The sequence below is a fragment of the Bradyrhizobium sp. MOS001 genome, assembly GCF_004634465.1.
GTDB classification, from domain to species: Bacteria; Pseudomonadota; Alphaproteobacteria; order Rhizobiales; family Xanthobacteraceae; genus Bradyrhizobium; species Bradyrhizobium barranii.
Genome location: NZ_SPVJ01000034.1, coordinates 52,030 through 74,295 on the forward strand (window position 1 = coordinate 52,030; position 22,266 = coordinate 74,295).

The 22,266-nt window shown below is 63.2% G+C and carries 20 protein-coding genes and 1 tRNA gene; 11 read left to right on the forward strand and 10 right to left on the reverse strand.

The features are described from left to right. Nucleotides 1-204: 204 nt before the first annotated feature. The 4 genes from CT676_RS30660 (at nucleotide 205) to CT676_RS30675 (ending at nucleotide 5,789) form a co-directional block, all read left to right on the forward strand. Nucleotides 205-837 carry an ATP-dependent Clp protease proteolytic subunit gene (locus tag CT676_RS30660; RefSeq protein WP_063982958.1) on the forward strand — a complete coding sequence of 211 codons (633 nt, stop codon included), beginning with the start codon at nucleotides 205-207 and terminating at the stop codon, nucleotides 835-837. A gap of 461 nt (nucleotides 838-1,298) precedes the next feature. Next, nucleotides 1,299-2,570, forward strand: a complete 1,272-nt coding sequence (gene clpX / locus CT676_RS30665) for an ATP-dependent Clp protease ATP-binding subunit ClpX (protein ID WP_014494834.1) — start codon at nucleotides 1,299-1,301, stop codon at nucleotides 2,568-2,570. A gap of 324 nt (nucleotides 2,571-2,894) precedes the next feature. Continuing rightward, entirely contained in the window at nucleotides 2,895-5,315 is a 2,421-nt protein-coding gene (lon, locus tag CT676_RS30670) for an endopeptidase La (protein WP_135215995.1), read from the forward strand. Nucleotides 5,316-5,384: 69 nt separating this feature from the next. After that, complete coding sequence (locus CT676_RS30675; RefSeq protein WP_135215996.1) at nucleotides 5,385-5,789, forward strand: GFA family protein; 405 nt, start codon at nucleotides 5,385-5,387, stop codon at nucleotides 5,787-5,789. Nucleotides 5,790-5,881: 92 nt separating this feature from the next. Here CT676_RS30675 and CT676_RS30680 read toward each other — a convergent pair. Next, nucleotides 5,882-5,958, reverse strand: a tRNA-Val gene (locus CT676_RS30680). Nucleotides 5,959-6,391: 433 nt separating this feature from the next. Between CT676_RS30680 and CT676_RS30685 the strand changes: the two genes are divergently transcribed. Together CT676_RS30685 and CT676_RS30690 are read left to right on the forward strand one after the other, a co-directional pair. Continuing rightward, a complete protein-coding gene (locus CT676_RS30685; RefSeq protein ID WP_014494837.1) occupies nucleotides 6,392-6,583 on the forward strand; it encodes a hypothetical protein in 192 nt (63 codons plus the stop codon). Nucleotides 6,584-6,763: 180 nt separating this feature from the next. Next, complete coding sequence (locus tag CT676_RS30690; RefSeq protein WP_135215997.1) at nucleotides 6,764-7,624, forward strand: methyltransferase domain-containing protein; 861 nt, start codon at nucleotides 6,764-6,766, stop codon at nucleotides 7,622-7,624. A 65-nt stretch (nucleotides 7,625-7,689) separates the two neighbouring features. Here CT676_RS30690 and CT676_RS30695 read toward each other — a convergent pair whose 3' ends face one another. The 5 genes from CT676_RS30695 to CT676_RS30715 are packed head-to-tail and all read right to left on the reverse strand — an operon-like array spanning nucleotide 7,690 to nucleotide 14,547. Further along, entirely contained in the window at nucleotides 7,690-8,664 is a 975-nt protein-coding gene (locus tag CT676_RS30695; protein WP_167768210.1) for a cation diffusion facilitator family transporter, read from the reverse strand. Nucleotides 8,665-8,666: 2 nt separating this feature from the next. Beyond that, nucleotides 8,667-11,885: a CusA/CzcA family heavy metal efflux RND transporter gene (locus CT676_RS30700; RefSeq protein WP_135215998.1), complete on the reverse strand. Its 3,219-nt coding sequence runs from the start codon at nucleotides 11,883-11,885 to the stop codon at nucleotides 8,667-8,669. Then, complete coding sequence (ihpB, locus tag CT676_RS30705) at nucleotides 11,878-12,855, reverse strand: divalent metal ion exporter adaptor subunit IhpB (RefSeq protein WP_135215999.1); 978 nt, start codon at nucleotides 12,853-12,855, stop codon at nucleotides 11,878-11,880. The genes CT676_RS30700 and ihpB overlap by 8 nt, the downstream gene beginning before the upstream one ends. Continuing rightward, a complete protein-coding gene (gene ihpA, locus CT676_RS30710) occupies nucleotides 12,852-14,126 on the reverse strand; it encodes a divalent metal ion exporter subunit IhpA (protein ID WP_135216000.1) in 1,275 nt (424 codons plus the stop codon). The genes ihpB and ihpA overlap by 4 nt, the downstream gene beginning before the upstream one ends. Before the next feature lie 55 nt (nucleotides 14,127-14,181). Further along, on the reverse strand, nucleotides 14,182-14,547 hold the full coding sequence (locus CT676_RS30715) for a hypothetical protein (protein ID WP_135216001.1): 366 nt from the start codon (nucleotides 14,545-14,547) through the stop codon (nucleotides 14,182-14,184). Between the two features lie 187 nt (nucleotides 14,548-14,734). On the opposite strand from CT676_RS30715, the gene CT676_RS30720 reads away from it, so the two are divergent. Then, the gene (locus CT676_RS30720) at nucleotides 14,735-15,451 is read left to right on the forward strand and encodes a cation transporter (protein WP_071913348.1); all 717 of its coding nucleotides are present in this window, start codon (nucleotides 14,735-14,737) and stop codon (nucleotides 15,449-15,451) included. A gap of 175 nt (nucleotides 15,452-15,626) precedes the next feature. On the opposite strand, the gene pepT is transcribed toward CT676_RS30720, so the two are convergent. Together pepT and CT676_RS30730 are read right to left on the reverse strand one after the other, a co-directional pair. Continuing rightward, nucleotides 15,627-16,877: a peptidase T gene (pepT, locus tag CT676_RS30725; RefSeq protein ID WP_135216002.1), complete on the reverse strand. Its 1,251-nt coding sequence runs from the start codon at nucleotides 16,875-16,877 to the stop codon at nucleotides 15,627-15,629. Between the two features lie 119 nt (nucleotides 16,878-16,996). Then, complete coding sequence (locus CT676_RS30730) at nucleotides 16,997-17,326, reverse strand: HU family DNA-binding protein (RefSeq protein WP_028155929.1); 330 nt, start codon at nucleotides 17,324-17,326, stop codon at nucleotides 16,997-16,999. Nucleotides 17,327-17,997: 671 nt separating this feature from the next. Here CT676_RS30730 and CT676_RS46120 point away from each other — a divergent pair. After that, nucleotides 17,998-18,132 carry a hypothetical protein gene (locus CT676_RS46120; protein WP_275552129.1) on the forward strand — a complete coding sequence of 45 codons (135 nt, stop codon included), beginning with the start codon at nucleotides 17,998-18,000 and terminating at the stop codon, nucleotides 18,130-18,132. A gap of 32 nt (nucleotides 18,133-18,164) precedes the next feature. On the opposite strand, the gene CT676_RS44385 is transcribed toward CT676_RS46120, so the two are convergent. Next, nucleotides 18,165-18,377, reverse strand: a complete 213-nt coding sequence (locus CT676_RS44385) for a hypothetical protein (protein WP_167768211.1) — start codon at nucleotides 18,375-18,377, stop codon at nucleotides 18,165-18,167. Between CT676_RS44385 and CT676_RS46125 the strand changes: the two genes are divergently transcribed. After that, complete coding sequence (locus CT676_RS46125; protein WP_167768212.1) at nucleotides 18,376-19,263, forward strand: AAA family ATPase; 888 nt, start codon at nucleotides 18,376-18,378, stop codon at nucleotides 19,261-19,263. The genes CT676_RS44385 and CT676_RS46125 overlap by 2 nt on opposite strands. 26 nt (nucleotides 19,264-19,289) lie before the next feature. Further along, the gene (locus tag CT676_RS45430; RefSeq protein ID WP_275552130.1) at nucleotides 19,290-19,985 is read left to right on the forward strand and encodes a hypothetical protein; all 696 of its coding nucleotides are present in this window, start codon (nucleotides 19,290-19,292) and stop codon (nucleotides 19,983-19,985) included. Between the two features lie 854 nt (nucleotides 19,986-20,839). Here the strand turns inward: CT676_RS45430 and CT676_RS30750 are convergent. After that, complete coding sequence (locus CT676_RS30750; RefSeq protein ID WP_038937369.1) at nucleotides 20,840-21,031, reverse strand: CsbD family protein; 192 nt, start codon at nucleotides 21,029-21,031, stop codon at nucleotides 20,840-20,842. Nucleotides 21,032-21,639: 608 nt separating this feature from the next. Here CT676_RS30750 and CT676_RS30755 point away from each other — a divergent pair. Then, nucleotides 21,640-22,113 carry a Phasin protein gene (locus CT676_RS30755; RefSeq protein ID WP_135216006.1) on the forward strand — a complete coding sequence of 158 codons (474 nt, stop codon included), beginning with the start codon at nucleotides 21,640-21,642 and terminating at the stop codon, nucleotides 22,111-22,113. Nucleotides 22,114-22,266: the final 153 nt, after the last annotated feature.

Below are 22,266 nucleotides of genomic sequence, written 5' to 3' on the forward strand. Positions count from 1 at the left end.
CGTGGATTAAGCCTTAATTCGCTCCGCACTTGTCTGGCGCGAATTGGGCTATATCTGTCGGTACGCCCTGTACCCAAGTCTTATACCAAGCGTTCTACCTCTACCCACTTCCTGCATCACTGGCGTCCATCGGCCTTCCGGCAAATCCAGCCAAACTGGCAGCCAAGACTGGCAATGTCCGCCTCCTAAAACCCTAGGTGACTCATGCGCGATCCGGTTGAAACCTACATGAACCTCGTGCCCATGGTGGTCGAGCAGACCAACCGTGGCGAGCGCGCCTACGACATCTTCTCGCGCCTGTTGAAGGAGCGCATCATTTTCCTGACCGGGCCGGTCGAGGACGGCATGTCGACGCTGGTGGTCGCGCAGCTCCTGTTCCTTGAAGCGGAAAATCCGAAGAAGGAAATCTCGATGTACATCAACTCGCCGGGCGGCGTGGTGACGTCGGGCCTTGCGATCTACGACACCATGCAGTTCATCCGCCCGCCGGTCTCGACGCTGTGCACGGGCCAGGCCGCCTCGATGGGCTCGCTGCTGCTCTGCGCCGGCGAGAAGGACATGCGCTTCTCGCTGCCGAACGCGCGCATCATGGTGCATCAGCCCTCCGGTGGCTTCCAGGGCCAGGCCACCGACATCATGCTGCACGCGCAGGAAATCCTGAACCTGAAGAAGCGGCTCAACGAGATCTACGTGAAGCACACCGGTCAGACCTACAAGACGATCGAGGACGCGCTGGAACGCGACAAGTTCCTCACCGCGAACGACGCCAAGGAGTTCGGCCTGGTCGACAGGGTCATCGACAAGCGCGCCGAAGAGCCGGCGGCGAAACCGCAGTAACGCGAACGGGGCTGCAACATCGATCCCTGGAATACCTATGGGGATTTCTCGGGATCGTCAGGGCGACGTTCACGTTAACGGCGCACTACGCGGCGGCGCAAAAAACAGTCTTGCGCCCCGCGACAGGCAGAAAGTTCCGCTTTCGTGCTTGTTTTTCGTGGCAATCCAGCAACTCCGGGGCGATTTCGATCACTTCGTCCGTGCCAAGACGTGAAATCACGGTATTGTCACGGGTAGCCAGCGCCCCCTCGATTAGCGAATTCTTGATAGTCGGGTGACAGCATGGTTGGCTACGATTGATCGGCTATGATCGCGGAGAATCGAGTGACCGTGATTCGCACGGGATCTAACGCGTAGGGTCTTTTTTGGTACGGAATTTGCTCTATTTGAACTTCATACGGCATGCGTGCCGGAATGGAGCGATCGAGCGGAGCGGGATCGAACCGCGGACGGAGACATGAATGAGTAAGGTCGGCACGAGCGACTCCAAGAACACACTGTATTGCTCGTTCTGCGGCAAGAGCCAGCACGAAGTCCGCAAACTGATCGCGGGTCCCACGGTCTTCATCTGCGACGAGTGCGTTGAGCTCTGCATGGACATCATCCGCGAGGAAAACAAATCCTCGCTCGTGAAGTCGCGCGACGGCATTCCGACGCCGAAGGAAATCTGCAAGGTCCTGGACGATTACGTCATCGGCCAGAGCCATGCGAAGAAGGTCCTGTCGGTCGCGGTGCACAATCACTACAAGCGCCTCAACCACCAGACCAAGCACAACGACGTTGAGCTCGCGAAGTCGAACATCCTGCTGATCGGTCCGACCGGTTCGGGCAAGACGCTGCTCGCGCAGACGCTCGCCCGCATCCTGGACGTGCCGTTCACGATGGCCGATGCCACGACGCTGACCGAAGCCGGCTATGTCGGCGAGGACGTCGAGAACATCATCCTGAAGCTGCTCCAGGCCGCCGACTACAATGTCGAGCGCGCCCAGCGCGGCATCGTCTACATCGACGAAATCGACAAGATCAGCCGCAAGTCCGACAATCCCTCGATCACGCGCGACGTGTCGGGTGAGGGCGTGCAGCAGGCGCTGCTGAAGATCATGGAAGGCACGGTGGCTTCGGTCCCGCCGCAGGGCGGCCGCAAGCATCCGCAGCAGGAGTTCCTGCAGGTGGATACCACCAACATCCTGTTCATCTGCGGCGGTGCGTTCGCCGGCCTCGAGAAGATCATCTCGGCGCGCGGGCGGTCGACCTCGATCGGCTTCGCCGCCCAGGTGCTCGCGCCGGAGGATCGCCGTACCGGCGAGATCTTCCGCCACGTCGAGCCTGAGGACCTCCTGAAGTACGGTCTCATCCCCGAATTCGTCGGCCGTCTGCCGGTCGTGGCGACGCTCGAGGATCTGGACGAGACTTCGCTGAAGAAGATCCTCACCGAGCCGAAGAACGCGCTGGTGAAACAGTACCAGCGGCTGTTCGAGATGGAGAACATCGAGCTGACCTTCGCCGACGAGGCGCTTGGCGCGGTCGCCCGCAAGGCGATCGAGCGCAAGACCGGCGCGCGTGGTCTGCGTTCGATCCTCGAGGCGATCCTGCTCGAGACCATGTTCGACCTGCCGGGCCTGGAAGGTGTGGAAGAAGTCGTGATTTCGCGCGAAGTCGTGGAAGGTACGGCCCGTCCGCTCTACATCTACGCCGATCGGTCCGATCGCGCCGTCGAGAACGCCAGCGCCTGATTTGCGGCGCTGGAACGCTCCAATCGTCTTTGATAGTAGCGGCTGCGGAATGGTTCTCCGCAGCCGATGTTGCGTCGCTTATACGCGTGCGTAAGCGCCTGATGGCGCGCGTCTTTCAATGACTTGACACCCCCCCGGTCGATAGCCACCTAATGTCGACGGCGAGCGAAAATTCTCTTCAAGATTCGCCTCAGTTCCGATCCGGCAAGCCCGGTCCAACCTTAGAATGGTAGGCCGGTTTTGTGGATCACCTCGGCACCTTGTGGCGGTTGCGCATGAGCATGGCGGGCTGCGTGCAAGGGGGTAAAGCAAAAGGAAAAGGCCATGACTAATCCAAAACCCCGGCCAACCATCGTCCATGGCGAAACGCACGCCTATCCCGTGCTGCCGCTGCGCGACATCGTCGTCTTCCCGCACATGATCGTTCCGCTCTTCGTCGGTCGCGAGAAGTCGATCCGCGCGCTCGAAGAGGTGATGAAGAACGACGCGCTGATCATGCTCGCGACGCAGAAGAACGCGTCCGACGATGATCCGGCGCCCGATGCCATTTACGAGACCGGTACGCTCGCCAGCGTGCTTCAGCTCTTGAAGCTTCCCGACGGCACCGTGAAGGTGCTGGTCGAAGGGCTCGAGCGTGCGCGCGTGCAGAAATACACCGATCGCAGCGAGTACTACGAAGCGACCGCGATTGCGCTCGCCGACACCGATGCGAAGTCGGTCGAGGCGGAGGCACTGTCGCGCTCGGTCGTGTCCGATTTCGAGAGCTATGTGAAGCTCAACAAGAAGATCTCGGCCGAGGTCGTCGGGGTCGTGCAGGCGATCACCGATTTCGCCAAGCTCGCCGACACCGTTGCCTCGCATCTCGCCGTCAAGATTGCGGATCGCCAGCAAATCCTGGAGACGCTGTCGGTCACCACGCGCCTCGAGAAGGTGCTGGGCCTGATGGAGAGCGAGATCTCGGTGCTGCAGGTCGAGAAGCGCATCCGCTCGCGCGTCAAGCGCCAGATGGAGAAGACCCAGCGCGAGTATTATCTCAACGAGCAGATGAAGGCGATCCAGAAGGAGCTCGGCGACGACGACGGTCGCGACGAACTCGCCGATCTCGAAGAGAAGATCTCCAAGACCAAGCTCTCCAAGGAAGCGCGCGAGAAGGCGCAGCATGAATTGAAGAAGCTGCGCCAGATGTCGCCGATGTCCGCGGAAGCGACCGTCGTGCGCAACTATCTGGATTGGCTGCTGTCGATCCCGTGGAACAAGAAGTCCAAGGTGAAGAAGGATCTGGAATCGGCGCAGGCGGTTCTGGATGCCGATCACTACGGGCTGGAGAAGGTCAAGGACCGTATCGTCGAGTATCTCGCGGTGCAGTCGCGCGCCAACAAGCTGACGGGCCCGATCCTCTGCCTCGTCGGACCGCCCGGCGTCGGCAAGACCTCGCTCGGCAAGTCGATCGCGAAGGCGACCGGACGTGAGTTCGTGCGCGTCTCGCTCGGCGGCGTGCGCGATGAGGCCGAGATCCGCGGTCACCGCCGCACCTATATCGGCTCGATGCCCGGCAAGATCATCCAGTCGATGCGGAAGGCGAAGTCGTCCAATCCGCTGTTCCTGCTGGACGAGATCGACAAGATGGGCGCCGATTTCCGCGGCGATCCGTCTTCGGCGCTGCTCGAGGTCCTGGACCCCGAGCAGAACGGGACCTTCAACGACCACTACCTCGAGGTCGACTACGATCTGTCCAACGTGATGTTCATCACGACCGCGAATACGCTCAATATTCCGGGGCCGCTGATGGACCGCATGGAGATCATCCGGATCGCGGGCTACACCGAGAACGAGAAGGTCGAGATCGCACGCAAGCATCTGATCCCGAACGCGGTGTCCAAGCACGGCCTGGACTCCAAGGAGTTCTCGATCGACGACGACGCGCTGCTGCTGTTGATCCGCCGCTACACCCGCGAAGCGGGCGTGCGTAATCTGGAGCGTGAGCTCTCCACACTCGCCCGCAAGGCGGTGAAGGAGCTGATGATCTCCAAGAAGAAGTCGGTCAAGGTCACCGAGAAGACTCTGGAAGAGTTGCTCGGCGTGCCGAAGTACCGCTTCGGCGAGATCGAGAGCGAGCCGCAGGTCGGTATCGTCACGGGCCTTGCCTGGACCGATGTCGGCGGCGAGCTGTTGACCATCGAAGGCGTCATGATGCCCGGCAAGGGCAAGATGACGGTCACGGGCAATCTGCGCGACGTGATGAAGGAATCGATCTCGGCGGCGGCGTCCTACGTGCGCTCGCGTGCGATCGTCTACGGCATCGAGCCGCCGCTGTTCGACCGGCGCGACATCCACGTGCACGTGCCGGAAGGCGCGACGCCGAAGGACGGTCCGTCGGCGGGCGTGGCGATGGCCACCGCGATCATCTCGGTCATGACCGGCATTCCGGTCCGCCACGATGTCGCGATGACCGGCGAGATCACGCTGCGCGGCCGTGTGTTGCCGATCGGCGGCCTGAAGGAGAAGCTGCTGGCCGCTGCCCGCGGCGGCATCAAGACGGTGCTGATCCCCGAGGATAACGCCAAGGATCTCACGGAGATTTCCGATGCGATCAAGGGCGGCATGGAGATCATCCCGGTGTCACGTCTGGACGACGTCGTCGCCAAGGCCTTGGTGAAGAAGCCGGTGCCGATCGTCTGGGAAGAGGACACCAAGGTGATGAAGCCGGACGGGGACGAGGCCGCCGGCGGACTGACCGCTCACTAAGGTTCAGCGAAAGATGATAAAACGGCGCCTTCGGGCGCCGTTTTTGTTTTGGGGGCAGGGATCAGGGCGATGCAGATCGACGGGCAGTGCCATTGCGGGCAGATCACCTTCGAGGCCGAGATCGATCCCGAGACGGTGTCGGTCTGCCATTGCCGGGATTGTCAGACCCTGACGGGATCGCCGTTCCGGGTGACCGCGATCTGTAGCAACGCCGACGTCATGCTGACCAGCGGCACGCCAAAAGTCTACGGCAAGCGCGGCGACAACGGCCGGATGCGCTTCCAGCACTTCTGCGCCGACTGCGGTTCCCCGCTGTTCACCAGCGGCGAGGGCGACCAGGCTGACGATTGGGGTATCCGCTGGGGCTCAATCCGGCAGCGCGACAAATTGCGGCCCGTCAGGCAGATCTGGTGCCAGTCGGCGGCGGTGTGGATCGACGCGGTGCCGTTGCTGCCGGGGAGGCCGGGGGATTAGGCTGGCTTGCCAAGCCGAAGCTCGCCGCAAAAAGCCCGCCTTCGCCCGTTGGGATTCGGCGTGGCAGCCTGCGTCGCTGCGCGAGCGCGGGCTGGTGGGCGGTCACGGATTCGAACCGCGGACCCTCTCGGTGTAAACGAGATGCTCTAACCAGCTGAGCTAACCGCCCCAAGGCGCCTCTTTAGCCCTCCCGCGGGTGTTCGAGCAAGGCCCGAACGCATCGCAAACAGGGCTCGAGCAAGACCGCCTTTGTGATGATTGTCACAGGCGTCCGCCCGCGAGTCGGCCAATGTCCCCCGCAATTCACGATGGAGGGGTGGCCAATGTGTGCTCTGCTGGACCTCATCTACCGACATTGTTGCCGAGCGTGTTTGAGCGAAGCGCGACGCATGAGCCGCCGCGGCTCGATCATTCCAATTTGGTAGTTCCGGCTGACGGCGCGCCGATTTGGCCGCAGGCGGCTGTCCTGCCTCGTTGCGCCTGGCATCGGACGCCCACGAGCCGCCCTCCAAGGGTCCAAAATTGCCCTTTTTCGGTCATCTTTTTGATCGCCATCCGAACCAACGTGACGGCTCCCTGTGGCAGCGTGGAGTATCGCCGTGATGAGTGATCTTCGCATCAAGCTGGAAAGGTACGAGTCGAAAGCCGCCCACTGCATGAAAGCGGCTCAAGAAGCTCCTGATGAGGCCGGTCGGGCCTTCTACGAGGAGCTTGCCAACTATTACGACGAGCTGGCAGCCGACTTTCGCCGCGTCCTCGCCAAGCGAACCGGAGTTTCGCTCGCGGCCGAATGATCCGGCGTAGCGCAGGTCGGCAGTTGAAGACCTCGGCGGTCCGTCAACCTCTGACGCCGTGTCGTGCGGCGTGAACGCAAGAACGTCTCGCTGACAGGTGGACCGAACAGGCCGCCTCAGTTGACGGCGTCCTTGCTTTTCGGCATCGGGGTCTTTCGACCAAGCTGCCGGAGGGGATCCATGGAACAGCCAAGCGGACACGCAGAGAATGCCGACCAGATCGCCTATTGGAACGGTCCGAGCGGGCAGCGCTGGGCCGATCGGCACGCGGCCCAGGAAAGCTTGCTCGGCCCCATCGCCGCCGTGCTGATCGATCGCGCCAAGCCGAAGCCGGGCGAGCGCGTTCTCGATGTCGGCTGCGGCTCCGGCGCGACGACGTTCGCGTTCGCGAAGGCTGTCGCGCCCGATGGCTTCGCGCTCGGCCTCGACGTCTCCGACCCGATGCTGGCGCAGGCGCGCGCGTTTGCGCCAAAAGGCCTGCCGCTCGATTTCGTGCTGGCGGATGCGACGGTCCATCCGTTCGAGCCGGCGAGCTTTGACCTGTTGGCATCGCGCTTCGGCGTGATGTTCTTCGCCGATCCCATTGCGTCCTTCACCAACCTCCGCCGCGCGCTGAAGCCGACCGGACGGCTCGCCTTCGCCTGCTGGCGCGAGCCGAAGGAAAATCCGTGGATGATGGCGCCGCTGATGGCGGTCTACAAACATGTCCCGAAGATGCCGCCGGTCGGGCCGGAAGAGCCGGGCCCGTTCGCCTTCGCCTCGGAGGAGCGCGTGATGCGCATCCTGAAAGGCGCGGGCTTCGTGGACGTGGCGATGGAGCCGCACAATCTCGCGATGGATGTCGCCATCGGCGGCGGGCTCGATGCCGCCGTGGACGGCGCGCTCCAGATCGGCCCGGCCAGCCGCGCGCTCCAGGGCCATCCGCCGGAGACCTATGCCGCCGCAAAAGCCTCGATCCGCGAGATGCTCGCGCCGTTCCTCAAAGGACAGAGCGTGGCGCTCCAGGGCGCAATCTGGATCGTGACGGCGAAGGCGGCGTAGGCGCCGCTCTCTCTCGACGTCGTCATTGCGAGGAGCGAAGCGACGATGTGGAGGCGTTGTGCCCATTACACCACATCATCCGGCGCGAGCGCGCAGCCATTGTCGGGATGCGTCTCGATCTGGAGCGTGGTGTGGCCGATGCGGAAGGACGCCCTCAGCATCTGCGCCGTCTCCATCAGGAATGCATCGCCGGCTCCGGTGGGCATGACGAGATGGCAGGTCAGTGCCGTCTCGGTGGTCGAGATCGGCCAGACGTGGAGGTCGTGGATTCCCGAGACGCCGGGCCGCTCCAGCAGAAAGATCTTGATCGCGGCGATGTCGGTGCCCCTGGGCGCCGCAGCCATCGACATGTCGATGGAGCCGCGCAGCAGGCTGGTGGTGCTCCACAGGATGGTGGCGCAGATGACGAGGCTGGTGAGGGGATCGAGCCAGAGCCAGCCGGTCCAGATGATCAGCGCCGCCGAGACCACGACGCCGAGCGAGACCGCGGCGTCGGCCGCCATGTGCAGATAGGCGCCTTCGATGTTGATGTCGTCCTTGCGTCCGCGCGCGAACAGCATGGCGGTAAAACCGTTGATGAGGATGCCGATGCCGGCGACCACCATCACGGTGACGCCCGCGACCGGCTCCGGCTCGCGCAGCCGCAAGATCGCTTCCCAGCCGATCGCGCCGGTCGCGACCAGCAGGAACACCGCGTTCGCGAGCGCCGCCAGGATGGTGGAGGCGCGAAAGCCGTAGGTGAAGCGGCCGCTCGGCGCGCGCCGTGCCGCGATCGATGCGCACCAGGCCACGACCAGGCCGAGCACGTCGCTGAGATTGTGGCCGGCGTCGGCGAGCAGGGCGGTGGAGTTGCCGATATAGCCGTAGATCGCCTCGGCCACGACCAGCGCGGTGTTGAGCGAAATGCCGATCGCGAATGCCGTGCCGAAATCGGCGGGCGCATGGACATGCGCGTGGCCAGGACCATGGTTATGTCCGTGGTCATGCGCGTGGCCGGCATGATCATGGTGGTGATGACCGTGATGGTCGTGGCTGCCCAAATCTAGCGCTCCCCGGACGCCGCCAAATCAGGCGCCATTGTAGGCGTTTCGGCAGCCGCGTCACGCCGGAACAGCGCATAGAGCGCCGGCAGCACCAGCAACGTCAGCACGGTCGAGGAGATGATGCCGCCGATCACCACGGTCGCCAGCGGACGCTGCACCTCGGCGCCGGCGCCGGTGGCGAGCGCCATCGGCACGAAGCCGAGGGAGGCGACCAGCGCGGTCATCAGCACTGGGCGCAGCCGCGTCAGCGCACCTTCGCGTACCGCGTCGGCCACGGGGCGCCCCTCGCTGCGCAGCCGCTCGATGAAGGCGATGATGACGAGGCCGTTGAGAACGGCCACGCCCGACAATGCGATGAAGCCGACACCGGCGCTGATCGACAGCGGGATGTCGCGCAGCAGAAGCGCCGCGACGCCGCCCGTCAACGCCAGCGGCACGCCGGAGAACACCAGAGCCGCATCCGCCGCCGATCCCATGCCCATAAACAGCAGCAGGAACACCAGCAGCAGCGCCACCGGTACCACGATCATCAGCCGCTTGGTCGCCGAGACCAGCTGCTCGAACTGGCCGCCCCAGCCGATCCAATAGCCCGGCGGCAGCTTGACCTTCTCGGCGACGGCGGCTTCCGCCTCGCTCACGAAGGAGCCGAGGTCGCGCGCGCGGACATTGGCGGTGACGACGATGCGCCGCTTGCCGTTCTCGCGGCTGATCTGGTTCGGACCGGGCGTCGCATCGACAGTTGCGACCGACGACAGCGGAACATAGCGCATCTGGGCAAGGGGAGAGGCGGTCAGCGCTGTTCGAACGGCGGTGCCGCTTGCTGCTTCCTCGCTCGGCGGCAGCGGGATCGGGATGGCCCGGATCGCGTCGAGATTGCCGCGCAGATGTTCCGGCAGGCGCACGACGATATCGAAACGGCGGTCGCCCTCGAACAGCTTGCCTGCCGATTTGCCACCGACCGCGATCTCGACGATGCCCTGCACCTCACCGATGCTGAGCCCGTATCGGGCGAGCGCCTGGCGGTCGAGCCGGACGGTGAGGATCGGCAGGCCCGAGACCTGCTCGATCTTGACGTCGCTGGCGCCGCGGATGCTGCGGATTGCGGCCTCGACCTGCTTTGCCGCGCCCTGGAGGATGTCGAGGTCGTCGCCGAAGACCTTGATGCCGACGTCGCTACGCACGCCGGAGATCAGCTCGTTGACACGGAACTGGATCGGCTGGGAGATTTCATAGGCGCTGCCGGGAATGTCGTCGGCAGCGTGGTCGATAGCCTCGATCACCTCCGATTTCGGCTTGTCCGGATCGGGCCATTCCGCGCGCGGCTTCAGCATGATGTAGCCGTCTGTCTGCGCCGGCGACATCGGGTCGGTCGCGATTTCGGCGGTGCCGATGCGGGTGAAGAATTCCTTCACCTCGGGAATCTCCTTGATGCGCTTTTCCAGCGCCTTTTGCAGATCCAGCGACTGCGTGAGGCTGGTGCCGGGAATCCGGATCGAGGCCAGCGCGACGTCGCCTTCGTCCAGGCTCGGGATGAACTCGCCGCCCATGCGTGCGGCGGCAATGCCGCTTGCGACCACGATGATGGCGGCCATGACGGTGACCGCGACCCGATTGTCGATCGCGAGGCGGAGCAGGGGGAGATAAATGCGCTTCGCCACCCGCATGAACAGGTTTTCGTGTTCGGACACCTTGCCGGTGACGAAGATGGCAACCGCCGCCGGCACGAAGGTGATGGAGAACAGCACCGCGGCGCCGAGTGCCATCAGCACGGTCAGCGCCATCGGCGTGAACATCTTGCCCTCGACGCCGGTCAGCGTCAGCACGGGCAGGTAGACAACGGCAATGATCAGCGTTCCGAACAAGCTCGGCTTGATGACCTCGCGCGACCCGCGCAGGATCGCGCGCAGCCGTTCGGGAGTGGAGAGCAGGCCGCCTTTCTGGCGTTGCGCCTCGGCCAGCATGCGCAGGCAGTTCTCGACGATGATCACGGCGCCGTCGACGATGATGCCGAAATCGATCGCACCCAGGCTCATCAGGTTCGCGCTGACTTTTGTTTCGACCATGCCGGTGATCGTCATGGCCATGGAGAGCGGAATGACGCAGGCCACCACGAGCGCGGCGCGGATGTTTCCGAGGATCAGAAACAGCACGGCCACGACCAGGGCCGCACCTTCCAGGAGGTTGTTTTCGACCGTGCGGATGGTGGCCTCGACCAGATGGGTGCGGTCGTAGACGGTCCGGGTCACGACGCCGTCGGGCAGCGATTTGGCGATCTCGTCGAGACGGGCTGCGACGCGGCGCGCCACGCTGCGGCTGTTCTCGCCGATCAGCAGCATGGCGGTGCCGAGCACGGTTTCCTCGCCGTCGCGCGTCGCCGCTCCCGTGCGGAGGTCTCGGCCTTCCTTGACGGTGGCGACATCCCTGATCCTGACGGGATTGCCGCCCCGCGAGCCGATCACGATGTCCTGGATCTCGCTGATGTTGCCGACCTGGCCCGGGGAGCGCACGAGATACTGCTCGCCGTTGCGTTCGATATAGCCGGCGCCGACATTGGCGTTGTTGGCGGCGAGCGCCGTCATGACGTCGCGAAAGCCGAGCCGGTAGGCCATCAGCTTGCCGGGGTCCGGCAGCACGTGGAACTGCCGCTCGAAGCCGCCGATGGTGTTGACCTCGATCACCCCCGGCACGTTGCGAAGCTGCGGCCGGATGATCCAGTCCTGCACGGTGCGCAGATCGGTCAGCGAATAGTCGTGACCGCCTTGCGTCTTCGCGCCCGCTTTTGCCTCGACGGTGTACATGAAGATTTCGCCCAAGCCGGTCGAGACCGGGCCCATCGCGACCTCGACGCCCGCCGGAAGCTGGTCCTTCACCTGCTGGATGCGCTCGCCCACGAGTTGGCGGGCAAAATAGATGTCGGTGCCGTCCTTGAACACGACCGTCACCTGGCTCAGGCCGTAGCGCGACAGCGAGCGGGTGTAATCGAGCTTCGGCAGGCCGCCCATCGCGGTCTCGACGGGGAAGGTGATGCGCTGCTCGGTTTCGAGTGGCGAGTAGCCGGGCGCGCGGGTGTTGATCTGGACCTGGACGTTGGTGATATCGGGGACGGCGTCGATCGGCAGGCGCTGGAAATTCCACGCTCCGAAAGCGACGGCGCCGAGCGCGAGCAGGAGGACCAGCCAGCGCTGCTGAAGCGAGACGGCGATGAGACGCTCAATCATGTTCCGCCTCGCCCTTGCCCATCTCCGCCTTCACGACAAAACTGTTCTCCGCGACGTAGTGCTCGCCGGCCGAAAGACCCGCCTTGATCTCGACATGGCGCGGATCGGAATCTCCGAGTTCCACGGGACGCGCCTCGATCTTGTCGCCGTCCTCGCGGACGAACACGATGGTTCTGTTCTCCAGCGTCTGGATCGCGCTTCGGCGTACGGCGACCGCGACGTTGCGCGCGGCGAGGATCAGCCGCGCCGTGACGAACAGGCCGGGACGCAGGCGCCCGTCTGGATTTGCGAGCACCACGCGGGCGAGCGCGGTCTGGGTCTCGCTGCTGCCGATCGGCGCCATGTAGGAGATCGTGCCCTTGATCTCGCCGCGGCCGTCGTCGGGATCGATCAGCACCTCGTCATTGAGACGAACGCGCCGGAGGTCCTGCCGGTAGATCGACAGGTCGACCCAGATCGTCGAGAGGTCGGCGACCACAAAGGCCGGCTTCTGCTCGGAGGCGTATTCGCCGAGCGAGATCTGCCGCTCGATGATGGTGCCGGCGATCGGCGCCTTCAGCTCGTAGACGGTGAGGCTCTGGTTGCTCTCGATCGCGGCGAGCAGATCGTCCTTGCCGACCCTGTCGCCGATGCGCTTCTGGATCGATTTGGCGATCCCCGGAAAGCGCGGCGTCACCTGCACGACGGCTTCCTGGTTGGCGCGCAAGATGCCGTTGAAGGACAGCGTATCGGTCAGCGTCGCACTCCCGGCCTCCGCCAGCGTGACACCGGCGGCCGCCAGCTTGACGTCGGAGATGCGGATGCGGTCGGCGCCGTGCTCGTCCTGCTCGACATGGTCGTTCGGCTTCTCCGGCTTCTTGTCCGCGGCATGCTCGGTGTGCGTGACCCCGGCAGGGGCGAGCAGGGAATAGCCGTAAGCGCCGAGTGCTGCGGCAAGGATGGCAATGACGATGGTGGAGGATGTTTTCATCGCGCGCTCTCCCGGGCCAGCGCAAAGGGATTGCCGACGAGGCCTTCGATGGTCGCAACGCCGGCATGGAAGTTCTGCAGCGCCTCCTGCTCGCGCAGCCGCGCCTGGGTGACGCTCGCCTGGGCGTCGAGCACTTCGAGCAGGGAGAAGCGGCCCTGGCCGTAGCCCTGCGCGATCGCCTCCGAGGCTTCTGTGGCTTTCGGAATCGCGGTCTCGCGCAGCACCGCGAGCTCGCGCAGCGAGCCCTGGAGCGAGTCGTAGGCGCGGCCGGCGACCACGATCAGCGTGTTGCGGTTGGCCTCGCGCTCGGCCCTGGTCTTGGCGAGGCTTTCCTGCGCCGAGAGGATGTTGCCCTGGTTCTGGTCGAACACGGGAATCGGCACCGAGACGGTGAGGCGCACCGCGTCGTCATTGGTCTCGTTGAAATGGCGCCATCCCGCCGCGATCCGCACGTCGGGATAGGGCCTTAAGCGCGCCATCAACAGCTCGGCGTTGCGCTGGGCATAGACCGCGGTCCAGCGCACCAGCTGCGGATTGGCGTCGATGGCGGCCACGACCGACTGGAACGTCGGCGTCTTTCCCGTGGTATCGAGCCGGCCGGAGACCTCGCCGAACTTTGCCGCGGGATCCCCCATCAGCACCGCAAGCTCGCGCCTGGCGCTCGCCAGCGTTGCCTTGAAGCGTTCGCGGTCGGCCTTCACCAGGGCGGACGCGACCTCGGCGCGGCCGGTCTCTGCCGGCGAGGAGGCGCCGGCCTCGACGCGGCGGCGCAGCAGCGGCGTCAGCCGGTCGATCGCGGCGATCTGCTCGTCGAGGATCTGGATGCGCCGCTGCGCGCCGAGCACGCTGAGGAAGGCGATCGCAGTCTCCGACAACACCTCCAGCCTGACCGCCTTGCGCTGGATCGCGGCCACCTCGATGCCGGCGGCGCCCGCGGCGATCCGCGCATCACGCTTGCCGAACAGCTCGAAGGCCTGGCTGATCTGGAGCGTGGTCTCGGCCGATCTCGTGCCGCGATAGATGCCCGATCCGAACGAATTGTCCTGTTCATAGGACAGTTCCGGATTGAGCAGCGCGCCGGCCTGGATGCGCTGCCCCGTGGCGATGCCGACGTCGCGCTCTGCCGCGGTGAGCCGCGGGCTCGCGGCCAGCGCGCGCGACAGCGCGCTCCGCATCGTCAGCGTCTGGGCGTGGGCGTGCTGCGTCAGCCAGGGGCTGACGAAAATCGCCATCGCGCACGCCAGGCGCGCGGCAGTCCGTCTGCAAGACATGAAGGTGACCTGTGAACAATCGTATCGTGGGCGCGCAGGCGCCCGGCTGATCAGTTCAGGTCAGGTGTTTGGGGGGCGGAGAGTCGGTGTCGGGCGCAATGCCGAGCAGCGCAGGCTCACGCTGCGGGATCGGTGCGGCAACGATGTCGGCGGCGGATCCAGGCTGCAGCGGCTGCGCGACGGCGACCGAGAAGCAGCCGTGGCAGTGATGGCCGCCGAAGGCCTTGTGATCGCCATGGCCCGCAGAACCGTCTTCGACAATCGAGGCGATCTCCGAGCCGCCGGAGGGGCTGGTGACATCGATGTCGTGCGCGCCATGGAGCGCGCCGGACAGCAGATAGGTGATTGCGAGACACGCAGCCAACAGCCCGCGCCAGTTGCGCAGGCGAAACAATCTGATCGGGCGGCGGATCGCAGTCACGAAGTCACTCTGGTTACGTCCGGGTTCGTAGCATGGCGACCGGAACAGTGTCGACCCGCAATAATGTTACGTGTGCGGAACTGAACGTCGCACCCGCATGTGTCCACGCGATTGCAAGCAGCGACGTCCGTTCATCGCCATCGTTGCGGTCCCATGGTAAGATAGAAACGACGAGAGGGAGCTCGGAATGCCCGAAGAGTCTTGCTGCTCGCACGATGCGTGCTGCGGGGAAGCCGCCAAAGCCCGTGTGGAGGAAGTCGCCGCGTCAGGCTGCGCCGACTGCTGCTCGGCGGGCGTTCCGGTCTTCGACGGGCTCGATCCGCGATACAAGCGCGTGCTGTGGACCGTCATCGCCATCAACGCGGCGATGTTCGTGAGTGAAATGGCGGCGGGCCATTTGGCCGGCTCCCAGGCTCTCAAGGCCGACGCTCTCGACTTCCTCGCCGACACGGTCACCTACGGCCTGAGCCTTTCGGTGATCGGCGCGAGCATCAAGACGCGTGCCACCGCCGCGTTGTTCAAGGGGTTGTCGCTCAGTGCCATGGCCGCCTGGGTGTTCGGGTCAACGCTCTATCAGACCCTGGTCCTGGGGCTCCCGCGTGCGGAGCTGATGGGAGCGATGAGCCTGGCCGCGCTGGCAGCGAACCTGACCTCGGTTCTCTTGCTTGCGCGCTACAAGGACGGCGACGCCAATGTGCGGTCGGTATGGCTCTGCTCGCGCAATGACGCGATCGGCAACGTCATCGTGATGGTCGCTGCCATCGGTGTATTTGGAACCGCGACGGCATGGCCCGATCTGGCTGTCGCCGCGGTAATGGCTGGAATCTTCCTGACCTCGTCGCTGCAAATCTTGCGGCAAGCATGGGCAGAGTATCGCGGTGGGCAAGCTGCCGTGACTGCCTGAGGGTGGCCTTTGCGCGCGATCCAAACGCGGAAAGGCCCCAGCCCGGGGCTGACCGGCTGAGGCCTTATGTGCTCACATTCTCATCCTTGGGACTTGAGACGCTAACGCGCCCCGTACTGGATCGTTCCGCAGGGCTCGGAATTATTTTGCCCTGCTGCCGGGGGTAGCAGCGTTCCTACGCCTTCTCCTCCCAGATCATCGCGAGATGCACGATCGTCTGCACCGCCTTTTCCATGTCCTGCCGGCTGACCCATTCGAGCCGCGAATGAAACGCGTGCTCGCCGGCGAAGATGTTGGGGCAGGGCAGGCCCATGAAGGACAGGCGCGAGCCGTCGGTGCCGCCGCGGATCGCGGTGCGCATCGGGCGCAGGCCGGCACGGCGGATCGCCTCGATCGCGTATTCGAGGATGTGCGGGTGACGGTCGATCACCTGCTTCATGTTGCGGTACTGCTCCCTGACCTCGAACTTGTAGGTCGAGCGCGGATAGTCCTTCATCACGTCCTTGACGATGTTCTCGAGCAGGACTTCCTTCTCCTTCAGCCCTTCCTCGGTGAAGTCGCGCACGATGAAGGAGAGCGTCGCCTGCTCCAGCGCACCGTCGATGCCGATCGGATGCAGGAAGCCCTGCTTGCCTGACGTCGTCTCGGGCGAGCAGCCTTCCTTTGGCAGCCGCTCGATGATGGCGGCTGCGATCTTGATCGCGTGCTCCATCTTGCCTTTGGCGTAGCCTGGATGGGCGCTGACGCCGTTGATGGTGATGGTGGCGCCGTCGGCCGAGAAGGTCTCGTCCTCGACGCTGCCGGCGCTCTCGCCGTCCATGGTGTAGCCGAAATCGGCGCCGAGCTTCTTCAGGTCGACATTGTCGACGCCGCGGCCGATCTCCTCGTCCGGCGTGAACAGGATCTTGACGGTGCCGTGCTTCACATCGGGGTTGTTGATGAAGAAATGCGCGGCATCCATGATCTCGGCGACGCCGGCCTTGTTGTCGGCGCCCAAGAGCGTGGTGCCGTCGGTGGTGATGATGTCGTTGCCGATCTGGTTCTTCAGCGCGGGATGTTCAGTGAAGCGGATCACCTGGCTGGTATCGCCCGGCAGGGTGATATCGCCGCCGCGATAGTCCTTCACCAGCTGCGGCTTGACGTCCTTGCCGGTCACGTCGGGCGAGGTGTCCATGTGCGAGCAGAAGCAGATCACCGGCACCTTCTTGTCGGTGTTGGCCGGGATCGTTCCGTAGACGTAGCCGAAGTCGTCGAGATGCGCGTCGGCGACGCCCATGGCCTTCAGCTCGGCGGCGAGCACGCGGCCGAGATCTTTCTGTTTCTCGGTCGAGGGCGAGGCCGGGGATTCCGGATCGGACTGGGTGTCGATGGTGACGTAGCGCAGGAAGCGTTCGGTCACGGTGTGCGAAAAGGAGAGGGAGGACATTTCTGGTCAAACCGCCGGATCTTGGGGAAGCAAGGCTTGGGGGAAGCAGGCGGTATATCAGAAAAGCGGGCCGTGATGCGGCCAGAACGAAGCGGATCAGGCTTAACGAAACGTAGCTGCTAGATCGCTTCCTTGAGCTCCTTGACCGGGCGGAAGGCCACCTTCTTGCTGGCCTTGATGTGGATCGCCTCGCCGGTGGTGGGGTTGCGGCCGGTGCGGGCGGCGCGCTTGCGGACCTGGAGGATGCCGAGCCCGACGATGCGGACGCGGTCGCCCTTCTTGAGGTGCTTGGCGATCAGATCGACCATATCGGTCAGGACGGCCTCGGCGTGCTTCTTCGAAAGGTCCTGGCTCTCCGCGATGTCAGCGGCGAGGTGCTTGAGCGTGATGGTGGCGGGAGCGGCTGCCTTCTTCGCCGAATCCTTCTTGGCCGAATCCTTCTTAGCCATGTCTGGCCTCCTCAATGACAGGGAAGCCCCGGAAAAGCCGGTCAAGCGTGGGGATCCCTCCAAGTCCTGGAAGGCCTAGACGATTCGGGCGCGGGCTGACTATGCCACGAGTTCCCGGCAGACGCCGGCAGTGCCGCGAAAGGCATCGAGAAGTTCGGGCTAAGACTATGAAGGGATTGCCAAAATGGCGCGAGAGACGGGGCTCGAACCCGCGACCTCCGGCGTGACAGGCCGGATGAATGGTCCTTGTTCTCAATCAGAGTTTCAACTTTCCTGGAACCCGAACGAGACCGTAACGGGCCGAAGTTGAAACCGCGGACCTCGCTATTTGAGGGAACCAGCAGAACCAAAAACACAACCGCACAACCGGATAAATCGCTTTAAAGTTGTGGATGGAACAAACGAAGGCCGCCCCGGTCGGCGACTCTTCTTTTGGCGCGCCAACCGGCATGTCCCGACCCTCATTTTTCTAAAGCGGCGCCCTGTGTCTGGGCGCTGCCAACCGTATTTGGTTCTATGCGACCCAACCAGATACGGCGGCACACCTTGGCAACAATAGCGGCGCCGACTGGCTCAGGCCGTGGCGCGTCTTTTTCTCCATTCGGAGGCTGTTCGTGACTATTCGGGCGAAACGTCATGCTTGGGCGAGGCGCATCCTGTCGGATACGCGCTTGACCGGCTTCGACAGGCATCTCGCGCTGGCGGTCGCCGGAACAGACCGGTGTGGAATCGTATTCTGCCAGGCGGACGGCGAGTTTTTCTTCGAGGCTAGACCGCAATATGCGGCCAGCCTCGCCTCCACCTAACAACCATAAGGAACAAGATGAGAATCATTGGACTACGCCCCGCGCGAGCGGGTGCGGGAGCCATTGCGCACGTCGATATCGAGACGGCCGAAGGCATCAAGATTTACGGCGTGCGTGTTTCGCGAGCGCCGGACGGTTCGTACCGCGCGTTTGGTCCTGACAATGAGCGTGGCCGCACCTGTGCGTTCAACCACGACATCGCCAACAAGATTGCTCTCCTTACCGTCGCAGGACTGTCGCAGCATGAACGTCTCGCAAGCTAAATCTACCAATACCGACCCAATCCCGACTGAAGAAACCCGCGACCTTACCTTCGGCATCTATGACGTCCTGACCGACCAAGGCCACTGCCTCGCCGACGTTGTCCTTGCACCAGCCGGCGAAGATGGCGAGCCGGATTGGGCAGGGGCCGACCCGGCCAACGTTCGGAAGCTCCCTGCCGACGAATGGCCAGAGGACGAGCCCTCCGCCCGCGCAGCATGCGTGCTTGTAAGCGACGTCGACGGCTGCGACCCGGATGGAACGTTCCTGATACGGCTGGATGACGGCAAGCCCGAGGTAATCCAGATACATGGCCCGGAGTCCGACCGCGCTGTCGCCGAGTCGATTATCGCTCGCGATATCGGGGCCGAGCCGCCAAAGCGAGAGCCATCTAAACTGCAGCAATCGATGGCGCTGATGCGGGCGCGGTTGTTATTCAAGCCGGTCGCGGCCAACGATAACACGCAATCGCCGGCCAAGCTGGATTCGTGGGGCAAGCTCACTTTCACCTGGTTCGACGACATCGGCACCGAGGCTAAGAAGGAAACTGTCGTCAAGGGTATGCTTGGCGCTGGCGAGTTCACGATGATTAGTGGCCTGCCAGGGTCAGGAAAGTCCGTCATCGTGACCGACCTTGCATGTCACATTGCGGCCGGCCTGCCATGGATGGGCAGGAAGGTGAAGCAAGGCTTGGTTGTCTACGTGGCGGCCGAGCGCAAGAAACTCACCGAGCGGCGCATGATGGCGTTCCGCAAGAAGCACGGCGTCAAAGACCTTCCACTGCTCGTGCTTGGTGGCCTGATAGATATGACCACGGGCACGCTTCATGCCACGGCGATTGCCATGGCAGCAAGAAGGCGGCCGAGATAACCGGCCAGCCATGTGTTTGGATTATCATCGACACGCTCACACGCACCTTCGGCCCCGGTGACCAGCATCAATCAAAGGACATGGCGAAGTATGTCCGGTCCTGCGACACGATTATTGCCGAGACCGGCTCGCACCTGACGGTGGTGCATCACACCAGTTGGGCGGGCGAACGTGGCAAGGGTGCGATCGACTTGGACGGCGCGGTTGATGCGTCTTTCATGGTCAAGAAGAACGCGGCCGGCCATGTGCTGGAATGCGACGGCACCAACGACGGCGAGGAAGGCGTCATCTGCAATTTCCGCATGGAGTCGGTCGACCTCGGCACCGATGAGGAAGGCGAGCCGATTACCGCGCCTGTTGTGGCGAAAGCGGTGGACGTTGCTGGATTTGCCAGGGGCGCGGGCGAGAAGGTCAAGCAGACCGTGCAGGCCAAGGCAGAGACCGAGCTTATGGACATCCTGACCGAGCTTTCAGCGGGCGGGCGTCCTGTCGGCGGTGGCATGTGGCAAGCGAGGTATCATCAGATGCACCCCGACGTGAAGGAGAACACCATCGCGTCAAGATGGAAGCGAGCTGTCAGGGCGCTCGAAGACGCAGGCCGCGTCCAGTCAAACGGCACTCCGAAGGTCTACATACCTGCAGAGGTTCAAAATCTAGGTGCAAACGAGGTGCATGCACCTGATGCACTTGCACCTGCACCAAGCGACCATTTAAGCGGCTAGGTGCAAAGGTGCAGGTGCAACCCCCCTTTAGGGGTTGCACCGATGCACCTGCACCCGCCGATGGTTTGGACATTAAAGAACCAAACATGAGCGAGGTGCCCTGGGTGCCCAGATCCAGCGGAACAGCCGGACGAAACCAAGACCGTACAAGCGGCCAGATATAAGCACCACGTCGAGGACTACCATGAACCCCGCAAACGACAACCAACCACGCACTCCGGCGCAACACCGCCGCATCCTGGCAGAGCAAGCGACCACAGGCGAGCGCGCGTATCAGGGAGGCGCTTGGCCTCAGGGCCGGCGTCTACACAAGGCTGGCAAGCTTGTGCGAGTGGACATGGGAATGGTTGCGGTGGAGTCGCTCTTGGAGGCTGGCCTCGGCGATCTGCTACCGTGGCTGGCTGCATAGGGGTGGGGCGACTCAATCTCTCACACCATCGGCCTTAACTTCCGGCCGCACAATCCAACGCGTCATCCCGCAGATTTCGAGGAAAATTTTGGCTGTGTTTCGAAAACCTGCGGGATGACGCGTGCAACTTGGCGAGCGGTAGGTGGGGGCGACCGCGCCAGAGCATGAACCACCCCCTGGAGCGGTCCTTCCCCTTGGAGCAAGGCACCAAACAAAACAGTGGCAGAATTCTAGTCCGAGTTTTGATATCAAAAAGAGTCGGTGCGTTTGGCATTCGGCGCCACTAGCCACTAACCCGATCAGCCGCACAAGCGGCCAGATCTGATCCAGCTCATCACAGGAGGGCGCATTGACGCCAGCACTGGCGTTTCTAACCATGTGACCGAATCTCAGATAGAAAAAAGCCGCCCGAACCCGGGCGGCCAGCTCTTAGTTGTCCAACTGCTTACTTCTTTAGGGCATCCGCCGCATCGCGCGCGGCATCTTTTACGTCGCCTGCGGCATTGTGTGCTGAGCCCTTGGCTTTATCCATCTTGCCTTCGGCTTCCATGCTCTTATCACCAGTGAGCTTACCGGCGCCTTCTTTGATGGCACCCTTTGCTTTATCAGCGGCACCTTTCACGTGTTCGCGATCCATACCGTATCCTTCCCTGTGACATTAGGCATGACAACGGCTCGCTCGTGTGGCCGTTCCTATGGAACTATAGGTGTGGTTCAGCTAGGTGCCTCAGCTGAAGAAACTGCGGAGTCGTAAGAAGTCGCTGTTCGTGCGGGCGGTCTTGACTCAGGTGATCTCGATGAGGCCACAACTCGGTCGGAACTGCAAAGCCTGTAGAAGAGCAGGTTCGAAGGGCCACTTGCAGCGCCGGACGCTCTCAACCATGGCAAATTGAGCATGTTCGAGTCCTAAGCCGAAGGCTGCGAATTCCTATTCCTCGATGGCGGGCTGGGTTCCCCGTAGGTTTGACATACCCACTCTTTGACGAAACCGTACACCCAGCCCAGCCTGTTGGTGCAGAGCGGCTCAACGGCGGCTGAGAGTTTTGGACGTCGTGCCCCTGCCAGTGCCGGTCACGCAAACATACCGGCAAGCGGGCGAGTCATTTTGCGGGACGAATCTTCGTCAGACGTGACATTCATATTGGGGCGGTGGGCTTGCTCTATCGAGGTGGCCTTCGGAACGTTGCACTGCACAGCATGTTGACGTCTCGCCGAGTGGGCGACCAACCATCCTTGGCGTGCCAAATGAGCAAGCGTAAACCAGCGACGTCAAAGCATACCCGCGGCCCGAAAACAGTCGCGAAGGCCCAACGGTCTGCTCAGGCTATTGTCAGAAGCCCGAAAGCGAGTGCTTCGCCTTCCATTGCCGCAGACGCGAACCAACCTCCTGCAAAGCGTCCTCAGGTGTCCCAAGAAGACACCCTCGTTGAAAATCCGCCGCCGCCTTTTGTTGAGACCGCCTTCCAGGAGACAGAGAACGATTCAAGGAAAGAGATTGATTTTTTGTCGTCGGCCAGCGCAAACATGCGGGCTTATCAAGCGATGCTACTGGAAATGGCACAAGCCAACATGCAACTTGCGATCGAATACGCCCAAAGGCTGGCAACAATTAGGTCGCCCCTTGACCTTCCCGGCCTAGTTGCAGAGTTCACTAGCAAGCGGATCGCAATGTTCCGGAAGCATTCGGCAGAGATGGTCAAATTAGGTACCAAGCGATGACCTTCTAAGACCAAAGATCTAATGCCCCGTTCTTCTTAGGCCGAGGACTTACTGGATTGCGTGGCTCACTCCTTAGCTTTTACGCGCATGAACCGAGTGCAGTACCCGTAACCCACTGATCATTCGCTCGCTAGCCGACGATCCGCGTGCTCT

Excerpts from the sequence above, each read along its gene's own strand:
- CT676_RS30660 (WP_063982958.1), top strand. The coding sequence starts at position 205 with ATGCGCGATCCGGTTGAAACCTACATGAACCTCGTGCCCATGGTGGTC.
- clpX (WP_014494834.1), top strand. The coding sequence starts at position 1,299 with ATGAGTAAGGTCGGCACGAGCGACTCCAAGAACACACTGTATTGCTCG.
- pepT (WP_135216002.1), bottom strand. The coding sequence starts at position 16,877 with ATGTCCTCCCTCTCCTTTTCGCACACCGTGACCGAACGCTTCCTGCGC.
- lon (WP_135215995.1), top strand. The coding sequence starts at position 2,895 with ATGACTAATCCAAAACCCCGGCCAACCATCGTCCATGGCGAAACGCAC.
- CT676_RS44385 (WP_167768211.1), bottom strand. The coding sequence starts at position 18,377 with ATGCTGCGACAGTCCTGCGACGGTAAGGAGAGCAATCTTGTTGGCGAT.
- CT676_RS46125 (WP_167768212.1), top strand. The coding sequence starts at position 18,376 with ATGAACGTCTCGCAAGCTAAATCTACCAATACCGACCCAATCCCGACT.
- CT676_RS30720 (WP_071913348.1), top strand. The coding sequence starts at position 14,735 with ATGCCCGAAGAGTCTTGCTGCTCGCACGATGCGTGCTGCGGGGAAGCC.
- ihpB (WP_135215999.1), bottom strand. The coding sequence starts at position 12,855 with ATGAAAACATCCTCCACCATCGTCATTGCCATCCTTGCCGCAGCACTC.
- CT676_RS30730 (WP_028155929.1), bottom strand. The coding sequence starts at position 17,326 with ATGGCTAAGAAGGATTCGGCCAAGAAGGATTCGGCGAAGAAGGCAGCC.
- CT676_RS30690 (WP_135215997.1), top strand. The coding sequence starts at position 6,764 with ATGGAACAGCCAAGCGGACACGCAGAGAATGCCGACCAGATCGCCTAT.
- CT676_RS30750 (WP_038937369.1), bottom strand. The coding sequence starts at position 21,031 with ATGGATCGCGAACACGTGAAAGGTGCCGCTGATAAAGCAAAGGGTGCC.
- CT676_RS30685 (WP_014494837.1), top strand. The coding sequence starts at position 6,392 with ATGAGTGATCTTCGCATCAAGCTGGAAAGGTACGAGTCGAAAGCCGCC.
- CT676_RS30675 (WP_135215996.1), top strand. The coding sequence starts at position 5,385 with ATGCAGATCGACGGGCAGTGCCATTGCGGGCAGATCACCTTCGAGGCC.
- CT676_RS30700 (WP_135215998.1), bottom strand. The coding sequence starts at position 11,885 with ATGATTGAGCGTCTCATCGCCGTCTCGCTTCAGCAGCGCTGGCTGGTC.
- CT676_RS30755 (WP_135216006.1), top strand. The coding sequence starts at position 21,640 with ATGAGCAAGCGTAAACCAGCGACGTCAAAGCATACCCGCGGCCCGAAA.
- ihpA (WP_135216000.1), bottom strand. The coding sequence starts at position 14,126 with ATGTCTTGCAGACGGACTGCCGCGCGCCTGGCGTGCGCGATGGCGATT.